2 protein-coding genes are annotated in these 1,135 nt (G+C 70.5%); both read left to right on the forward strand.

Annotation, left to right across the window (positions count from 1 at the left end; all coding sequences use genetic code 11):
- Nucleotides 1–364: Rieske (2Fe-2S) protein (locus tag DQW85_RS22525; protein ID WP_162795240.1), on the forward strand; the 364-nt coding region annotated here is incomplete at its 5' end.
- A gap of 104 nt (nt 365–468) precedes the next feature.
- Nucleotides 469–936, forward strand: coding sequence for a Rieske (2Fe-2S) protein (locus tag DQW85_RS22530; protein WP_113702160.1), 468 nt, complete (start codon nt 469–471; stop codon nt 934–936).
- The last annotated feature ends 199 nt before the right edge of the window (nt 937–1,135 follow it).

The raw sequence follows: 1,135 nt of genomic DNA on the forward strand, positions 1-1,135 counted from the left end.
CGCCGCGGCGTGCGGCCTGGCGCTGGCGGGCTGCGGCGCGGGCGGCCAGGGCCGGGGAGCGGTGCCCGGCATCAAGGGCAAGGTCATCGCCAGGACGGCCGACGTGCCCGTCGGCGGCGGCACGATCGTGGACCAGTGGAAGATCGTGGTCACCCAGCCCGCCGAGGGCGTCTACAAGGCATTCAGCGCGATCTGCCCGCACCGCGGCTGCGCGGTCGGCTCCCCGGAGAACGACGTCATGACCTGCCCGTGCCACGGCAGCGAGTTCGCCGCCGACACGGGCAAGTGCCTGAAGGGGCCCGCCAGCGGGCCGCTCACGCCGTACCAGGTGAAGGTCGAGGGCGACGGCATCGTCGTGGTCTGAATCCGTAAATGTGCGTGGTTTCCCGGATTGGCGTACGGCATGCTGAACCAGCGCGAGGGCGCTGGCCGTAACTGGAGAGAGACCCGAACCTGGGAGGACGCACCATGACCGAAACGACGCGCCGGGCGGTTGTGCTCGGAGCCGGAGGCGCCGGGCTTGCCGCGGTTCTGACCGCGTGCGCGAGCTACGGCGACCCGGCCACGCAGGCCAGCGTGGCGCCGCCGTCCGACGAGCCTCAGGCCGACGAGAGCTCCGCGGCGCCCAAGAAGAAGGCCAAACCCGAAGGCAAGGCGCTGGCCGACACCGCGGACATCCCTTCGGGAGGCGGGAAGGTCTTCGAGGGCCAGAAGGTCGTGGTGACGCAGCCCACGGCGGGCGACTACAAGGCGTTCAGCGCCGTCTGCACCCACCAGGGATGCACCGTCGGCAGCGTCTCCAACGGCACGATCAACTGCCCCTGCCACGGCAGCAAGTTCAAGATCGAAGACGGCTCGGTGGCCGAGGGGCCGGCCGACAAACCGCTGGCGGAGAAGCAGATCAAGGTGGACGGCGACAAGATCATGCTCGTCTGAGACCTTTCTCATCGAAGCTTCATCTTCCTGCGGTTCTGTGGACCGCATGGCAGATGACCTTGTGCAGAGTCGCAGGGCGGTGATCGCGGGTGTCGGGGCCGGTGGCCTGACGCTGGCGCTCGCCGCCTGCGGCGGCGGCTCCGGCGAGACCGGCGCCGCGCCCACCACGCAGTCCACGACCGGCGCCGCCGACTCGGGC

This window comes from Nonomuraea lactucae (assembly GCF_003313395.1).
Classification (GTDB): Bacteria; Actinomycetota; Actinomycetes; order Streptosporangiales; family Streptosporangiaceae; genus Nonomuraea; species Nonomuraea lactucae.